The organism is Bacillus benzoevorans (assembly GCF_014207535.1).
Classification (GTDB): domain Bacteria; phylum Bacillota; class Bacilli; order Bacillales; family Cytobacillaceae; genus Bacillus_BD; species Bacillus_BD benzoevorans.
This window is the reverse complement of the sequence record NZ_JACHGK010000004.1, coordinates 209,250-216,541: the sequence shown is the minus strand read 5'-3', so window position 1 is coordinate 216,541 and position 7,292 is coordinate 209,250. Positions and strand designations below refer to the sequence as shown.

The window sequence follows — 7,292 nt, the reverse complement described above, 5'->3', positions numbered from 1 at the left end:
CAAGTAAATTATTAAGAAAACCCATGAATGTCACCTCCAGACAAGAAATGATTTAAATTGAAATCTAAAAGAATTAAAGTCCTAGAAGACCAAGAAGCTGAGCAAGTAAACTATTAAGAAAACCCATGAATGTCACCTCCAGACAAGAAATGATTTACATCGAAATCTAAAAGAATTAAAGCCCTAGAAGACCAAGAAGTTGAGCAAGTAAATTATTAAGAAAACCCATGAATGTCACCTCCAGACAAGAAATGATTTACATCGAAATCTAAAAGAATTAAAGCCCTAGAAGACCAAGAAGTTGAGCAAGTAAATTATTAAGAAAACCCATGGAAAAACACCTCCAAATTCAAAAATATATTATTCATATCAAAATACTAGAAAACAATCAAAAGCAGTCCGCTTAAACGAAGTTAATAAGTCCTGCAAAAGTAAGTATATATTAATTCTTTAAACCTATTTAGTTAACGCCGATTAAGCCTTTTGTCTTGCCTCGTAAATTAATATACTTGATTGAAAATAATGGTTCTATAGGAAAATGGTCTCAAAATAATTCAGAATTGTATAACATATTATCTTAATATAATAAAGGATAGCGAGGCATAATCTGTAAATGATTACCAAGAACACAGAGTATTTGTTTAAAATTGTTTATAAATTCTGAGATAAAATGTAAGGAGAAAAAGGGAATAAATATTATAATTCTCCTTGTTTGAATAATTTGAACTTATAATATTCAAAAAAACGAATATATGGATATACGAATATAAATAATAAATTCCGTAAATGGAGATGAATCAGATATTTATTGTTTAAATCATTGAGAAAATTATGTAAAAATAATATAAAATAGGAAAAAAGTATCATTTTTATCTGGCGTTTTCTATTAAAAAATGGTACATGAGTAAAAATAACCTCATTATTTGATATCGATAGAATTCTTTAGGACTATTTCCAAAGCTGTTGATAGTATTCTTAAAGAAGGTGTAGAAACGAAAATTAACAGCTAAAATACCTATCTTACTAAAGGGCATTAAGCTAATTTTCATAGGCAATGGTAAAACCTCCGCAAGACCAGCAAAATTTATCGTCATTGTGATTTACAATCATAGTTCCAGCCAGTCATAATATGATAGATAGGTGAGTGATTTTGCGAAATAGATCATTGCTTATGGTCGTTTTATCGGTTATATTCATGCATTCATCCAGATTTTCGATTTATATAATCTGAATGTTTAAAAAAAAAAAACGAGGTGAATGTCAAATGCGGTTTTTACGAAAATGTATTTGTTTCGTCTTTGTGATGGCGCTGTTTATTGCTGGGGCTTCTTTAAAAACAGAAGCGGCAGTGGTCTTTTCAGATGTTCCTTCAGGTCACTGGGCGGAAAAGGAGATTTATTATCTGGCGGACCTGGGAGTTTTGAAGGGGAAGGCAAATGGCATTTTTGATAAGGATGCTCCTGTAACAAGAGAAGAGGCTGCGGCTATTTTAGTTCGTGCGAAAGGAATTTCGACTGCAAATGTGCCGAATCCGGGCTTCAGCGATGTGCCAAAGACGCATTTGTTTTACAAGGAAATTGCTGCTGCGGTAAATGCCGGCTGGTTTGCTAAATCCGGGAAGTTTAATCCAAAAGGGCAGTTAAAGCGCGTTGAGATGGCGAAGATTACAAATCTGGCCTTTGGCATCAGCGGTCATGTGCCTGTGGACTGGGCTGATATGGGGGCGGATTATTGGGGATATCAGTATATTACTCCGCTTCTCGCATCCGGTATTACATCCGGATACACCGCAACAACGTTTAACCCATCAGCACCTGTTACAAGGGCGCAGATGGCTGTATTTACGGCAAGGTCGATGAACCCTCAGTTTCGTCTGAAAATCGTTTCTTATCCAAGAAAAGCAGCAGATCTGGTCTATTATCCGCAATTCATTGATATGACCGGTGCAAATGATTTTACCAATTTAAATCAAGCGATGCAGCAGGACGGACAGCTTCAGGCGCAAAACAGAAAGGATGTTATGGAACTGGCCCTGGAAGATGTATTAATGGGGCAATATTATCTCTATGAAGTGACTTATTCGCTGCCGCGTGTCGATTTCGATTATATTAGTGTCGTTTTTGATAATTACACCTATACCGGTGGAGCCCATCCAAATCAGATGCGTTATTCATTTAACTATGATGTGAAAAATGCTGTCTTCATTTCGCTCCATGAATTAGCAACGAAACCAGGCTATGAGAGCACAATAATCAACAAGTTAAATGAGATGAACCATGAACATTATGAATACGCCGGCGGTCCGGCAAGTCTCGATGAAATTCAGTTCAACTTCTACCTGACCCGATCCAACTTTGTCGTCTATCTCAATCCCTACGAATTCGGAGCCTATGCCGCCGGACTACGTGAATATGCCATGCCGTTTTCGTTAATCCGATAACTTCAAATCGGGGCATCACGCAAAATCGGGGAGACAGTGACGCCCCGATTTGTTTGAACGATTGTTCTTGATAAAAGGTGTGGCAGGTGTTCCTGCCGCACCTTTTGTATTGCTGTGCTATAAAACTGGATAAGTATAGCTGGTTTTTGTATGGCAAAGGCTATGTAATCCCGCACCCCATTCCCTCAAACAAGCCGCGGTGCATACGTTAATGATATGTCATCTGAAGCGGAGGGTGGGTACAGTGAATTTTTATCCATATCAACCTCGTTATTATCAGCACCCCGGGAATTACCTCCAGTCGTATTATCAGCCGGTTTATTGGCAGTGGCAGCCGCGGCCGATGCAGCCTGTGGATGGTTCGGTGTTATCTCAATCAGCCAATCAAACAAAGAAACTAATGAAAGATGCCAGTAAGGTTCTGGATAAATTAGCTCAGTCTAAAGAATTTAATGCGAAGTTAATGGCTGAAGCACAGGCCTCTCATAAAGCAGAAGTGGAAAAATTAATTCGTTCCATCGGTGTTACATCAGATTTGGCGGTTCGTTATACTCCTGATGGATTGCGTATCCAATTCTCATCAGCAATAGAGGGATATGATTGCTGCAAACTAACAATTTCTCTACGCTGGAAATGAAGGGAGGGGGGAATAGGTATCTTCCTCCTTTTTTTTGCGAACCTTTCCACTAAATTTATGGAGAAGGGGTGCGTAAATATAATCAAGGACAGAAGTGCTGCACTCTTGTCCTTAATTCATTACTCCTCTTTATAAAAACGCTCCCCCGACTCAGGATGATAGAATACGACCAGCTTCTTCCCGGTCGTTAGATCAATCGGTACTTCGTTTGTCCGGACGAAGCCGGGCGGGACGTCTTTGCCGTGTTTCTTCTTCAAGCGGCGGTCCCAAATCAGCCATGATGCCATAATGAGGACGATAAGTATGATCAGTTGAATCCCATAAAAGCCGATAATCCATTCCATCCTCTATTTTACCGGTTCGGCAACAACAACTTGTATGCCTGCCTTCGACTATGAATTTAAAAAAAGGTTCACATACGTTCATAAAGTGAAAATAGTAGCTAGTAAAAATCCAGGGGGGTGAGTATATTTGAATTGGGGAAATTCATATGGGAGGGAAATGAACATGAAAAAAACAACCTTTGCGATACTAATAGTGTGCAGTATGCTGATGCTCGCCGCATGTGGAAGCGCTGTTACGAGCAGTGAAAACAGTGATGGAAAGCTGTATGAAGATGTGAATGTCAAGCATGCCAAGGAGCTTATTGACAAGAATGAAGTGGTTGTCATTGATGTCCGGACAGAGGCGGAATATAAGGAAGGTCATATTCCGAATGCAACGTTAATTCCTGAGGACGAAATCGATAATAGAATGGAAGATTTGGACAAGGATACTTCCTACTTAATGGTCTGCAGAAGCGGGAATCGTTCCTCAAATGCCAGCGAAATGCTGGCCAAGAGCGGCTTTACACATATTAAAAACATGAAGGGCGGCATGAACGAGTGGACTTATGAGATCGAGAAATAAGTCTTAAGTGAAATCTGCTTATAATAAAGACCCATCAGGTAAAATCTGATGGGTCTTTCGATGCCGCTGACTACTCCAGCTTTTCCCCAGCACCGGAGATAATTACTAGTTGGTCATTTTCATAGCCTATTTTGTAGTTCACTTTGTATTGGCTGTAGACTGTTCCGCTGTCTTTCCGTTCCTGCGCCGTAATCACTGCCGTCACGGTGCCTGTGTTATCAGAAGCTGATGCTGTAATATCATTGATTTTTACAGCGAGAGTATTGAGATAGCCTTTACGGAATTCGTCATATGTTGTATTAGACTGCCATGAAGCGCCCAGCAGGGAATATGCCGTGACATAATCGCCGTAATTCAGACTTTCATAAAAATACTGCACTAGATAGTTCGAGTATTCCTCCAATGAATACTCTTCTTCCTGGGCATACTCATTTCCGCCCATTTCTATCGCAGGCAAATCTGTCATAGGTGAAGCAACCCAGCCATCAATGAGTGGAAGAACGCTTGTAATCGGAATACTGAAGCCGATTGAGCCTGCGACCTCCATAAGTCCCGCCGAATTAATTCCCAGCACTTCTCCGGTTTTGCTGTCGACTAACGGACCGCCGCTGTTCCCCGGAGCAATCGGTGCAGAAATCTGATAGGCGTCCTCATAATGAAACGGCTCGATATCAATGTCACGGTCAATTCCACTGATAATCCCTGTTGTGACGGTATTTTGGTAACCGAGCGGGCTTCCCAATGCCAGCACCTCGTCCCCGATTTCACCCTTCCGCTCACGTGCCACCTTCAGCGGTTCCGTGTCGGCAAGTCCGGGAACGCGCACCACGGCCACATCTGTGTCCTGACCAATGCCGATAACGGTCCCCGGCAATTCCTTCGAATCCGCCGTCACTACCGTCACATCCTTTGTATTCGCGACAACATGGGCATTCGTGACGACATCCCCTTGATTGTTATATACGAAACCGGACCCCAACGAGCCGTCTTCGAGCTGAATTTTCACAACCAGTTTTTGTACATTATGAATAACTTCCTTCAAATCCTGTGAAACTTCTTTTTCATTCTCAACCTCTTTTTCCGTTGTAACAATATCAGAAGCTGCTTTCAGCTGTTTGGGAACATACTCTTTTATGAAAAAGAAGGCAAAAGCACCGGCACCCCAAATCAGGAGTGTGATGATTAAACTAATGAGCACTTTCTTCATTTTTGCCACCTTCTTTCTTACTTTTTAAAAAAATACAAACAGGATACAGCCCGCTTGTCTATTAGGGGGCCTATTATTGGAGATACCAGGTGATGTTATCAATTTCGACGGTGGCATTTTCATGCAGTCCGTAATGAGTATTATCAAACGTCCCCGTATCCCCCGGTTCCAGTAAATAAGGATAAACCACTGTATCTCCGGATTCTATTAAACTGGCATTTTCATCATAGATGCTGTAATACACTGTAACAGAGTAAATATTAGTTGTCGCTTTATTGTTGACGGAGCCTGATACATATAAATCACCGTATTCGTTGACTTCTGCCAGCAGTTCAAGTACTTCAGCGGCAGCCGTTTTATTTTTTAAATCCTCCTGTGCCGCAGATTCCATCGCCTGTTCGATTCTTTCCTGCTCCGCTTTTTCAAAAGCGTTCTTATCCTGCTCAATCCGTCCCTTTAATGCTGTTAATTTCTCGTCATTCACCGCGTATTGCAGCCCTTTATCAACAGTGGAAATGGCCTTCGAGAATTGCTTGTCCTTCAGCAGCTGCCCAGCCTGATCCATACTGATTTGGACAATTTTATTGATGATTTCTTTTCTTACGGCGCTGGCTTCTTTTTCAGGAAGGGATGCGAGAATGGAAAGCTTTCCGCCAAGCTCGTCAACGGTCGTTAAATTGTTCAGTTCGGTTTTTATTTTTCCAACCGTAATGTTTACTTCCTTTTCTTTCAATTGCCTTTGCAGCGGCACAAATATCGGACTGTGTTCCGCGTTTAATTGATTCTTTAAGTTTGTTAACTCTTTGCCGGCAGCATCGAATTGTGATTTCTTAATATGTTCACTGACCACAGCAAAGCTTTCGTCGTATTGTATGGCTTTTTCTACGGCTTTTAAATCAATGGTTAAAGTTTCATAGTTCGGGCGCTTGTTCAATGCCTCTTCAAGAATTCCCTTCGCCTGCTTATATTTCGTTTTTAATGCTGCTGTTTCAGCATCTTCTTTTAATTGTAAAACTTCTTTATTGATTTTCTGTTCCTGAACATAATAAAATGCCAGCCCGGCCGCTATAAGCAGAAAACTAATAATTGGAATAAGTACTGGTAATGTTCGGTTTAGTGCCGAATGGTTCCGCGGCTTCTCTGGTTTGTCCAGCCTTGATGCTGTTGTTGTGCCTGCAGCCATCTCTTCCTGCGCCGAATTCTGCACCTTCGCACCGCAATGAGGACAAAACTGCGCATCCGCGATAACCTGCTCTCCGCATTTATGGCAGTACATGGTATCCCTCCTTAACGTTTATCTTTGTAAACAAATTGTAACATAAAATAGCGAAATACGGCGGATTTTGTTAAGGGAAGGGGCATGGGGCGGGTTCATTGTTCATTTCATTTGGACTCATCAGCAGGGAAATCAGAAAATTTGTCCGAACCCAGTGCTTATTTGGACACCCTCAGCAGGAAAACATGAAAAGCTGTCTAATAGAAGGTCTCTAAAGGACAGGTTGTGGCTGGAACTCAAAAAAGCTGTCTAATAGAAGGCCTCTAAAGGACAGGATAAGGCTGGAACTCAAAAAAGCTGTCTAATAGAAGGTCTCTGAAGGACAGGATAAGGCTGGAACCCAAAAAAGCTGTCTAATAGAAGGCCTCAAAAGGACAGGATAAGGCTGGAACCCAGAGAAGCTGTCTAATAGAAGACCCTCTAAAGGACAGGTTGTGGCTGGAACTCAGAAAAGCTGTCTAATAGAAGGCCTCAAAAGGACAGGATAAGGCTGGAACTCAGGAAAGCTGTCTAATAGAAGGCCTCTAAAGGACAGGATAAGGCTGGAACCCAGAAAAGCTGTCTAATAGAAGGTCTCTAAAGGACAGGTTGTGGCTGGAACTCAGAAAAGTTGTCTAATAGAAGGCCTCTAAAGGACAGGATAAGGCTGGAACTCAGAGAAGCTGTCTAATAGAAGGCCTCTAAAGGAAAGGTTGTGGCTGGAACTTAGAAAAGCTGTCTAATAGAAGGTCTCTAAAGGACAGGATCAGGCTGGAACTTAGAAAAGCTGTCTAATAGAAGGTCTCTAAAGGACAGGATAAGGCTGGAACTCGAAAAGCTGTCT

At 41.4% G+C, this 7,292-nt stretch carries 6 protein-coding genes; 3 read left to right on the top strand and 3 right to left on the bottom strand.

Annotated elements, in window-relative coordinates; all coding sequences use genetic code 11:
* The first annotated feature begins 1,264 nt into the window (after positions 1-1,264).
* Together HNR53_RS08605 and HNR53_RS08600 are read left to right on the top strand one after the other, a co-directional pair.
* Positions 1,265-2,440, top strand: a complete 1,176-nt coding sequence (locus tag HNR53_RS08605; RefSeq protein WP_184524897.1) for an S-layer homology domain-containing protein — start codon at positions 1,265-1,267, stop codon at positions 2,438-2,440.
* Between the two features lie 244 nt (positions 2,441-2,684).
* Entirely contained in the window at positions 2,685-3,077 is a 393-nt protein-coding gene (locus tag HNR53_RS08600; protein ID WP_184524895.1) for a YuzC family spore coat inner layer protein, read from the top strand.
* A gap of 119 nt (positions 3,078-3,196) precedes the next feature.
* On the opposite strand, the gene HNR53_RS08595 is transcribed toward HNR53_RS08600, so the two are convergent.
* Complete coding sequence (locus HNR53_RS08595) at positions 3,197-3,421, bottom strand: hypothetical protein (RefSeq protein ID WP_184524893.1); 225 nt, start codon at positions 3,419-3,421, stop codon at positions 3,197-3,199.
* Positions 3,422-3,584: 163 nt separating this feature from the next.
* Between HNR53_RS08595 and HNR53_RS08590 the strand changes: the two genes are divergently transcribed.
* Positions 3,585-3,986, top strand: coding sequence for a rhodanese-like domain-containing protein (locus HNR53_RS08590; protein ID WP_246439426.1), 402 nt, complete (start codon positions 3,585-3,587; stop codon positions 3,984-3,986).
* Between the two features lie 70 nt (positions 3,987-4,056).
* Here HNR53_RS08590 and HNR53_RS08585 read toward each other — a convergent pair whose 3' ends face one another.
* Both HNR53_RS08585 and HNR53_RS08580 read right to left on the bottom strand, forming a co-directional pair.
* On the bottom strand, positions 4,057-5,193 hold the full coding sequence (locus HNR53_RS08585) for a S1C family serine protease (protein ID WP_184524891.1): 1,137 nt from the start codon (positions 5,191-5,193) through the stop codon (positions 4,057-4,059).
* A gap of 73 nt (positions 5,194-5,266) precedes the next feature.
* Positions 5,267-6,469 carry a zinc-ribbon domain-containing protein gene (locus HNR53_RS08580; protein ID WP_184524890.1) on the bottom strand — a complete coding sequence of 401 codons (1,203 nt, stop codon included), beginning with the start codon at positions 6,467-6,469 and terminating at the stop codon, positions 5,267-5,269.
* Positions 6,470-7,292: the final 823 nt, after the last annotated feature.

Excerpts from the sequence above, each read along its gene's own strand:
- HNR53_RS08605 (WP_184524897.1), top strand. The coding sequence starts at position 1,265 with ATGCGGTTTTTACGAAAATGTATTTGTTTCGTCTTTGTGATGGCGCTG.
- HNR53_RS08595 (WP_184524893.1), bottom strand. The coding sequence starts at position 3,421 with ATGGAATGGATTATCGGCTTTTATGGGATTCAACTGATCATACTTATC.
- HNR53_RS08590 (WP_246439426.1), top strand. The coding sequence starts at position 3,585 with ATGAAAAAAACAACCTTTGCGATACTAATAGTGTGCAGTATGCTGATG.
- HNR53_RS08585 (WP_184524891.1), bottom strand. The coding sequence starts at position 5,193 with ATGAAGAAAGTGCTCATTAGTTTAATCATCACACTCCTGATTTGGGGT.
- HNR53_RS08580 (WP_184524890.1), bottom strand. The coding sequence starts at position 6,469 with ATGTACTGCCATAAATGCGGAGAGCAGGTTATCGCGGATGCGCAGTTT.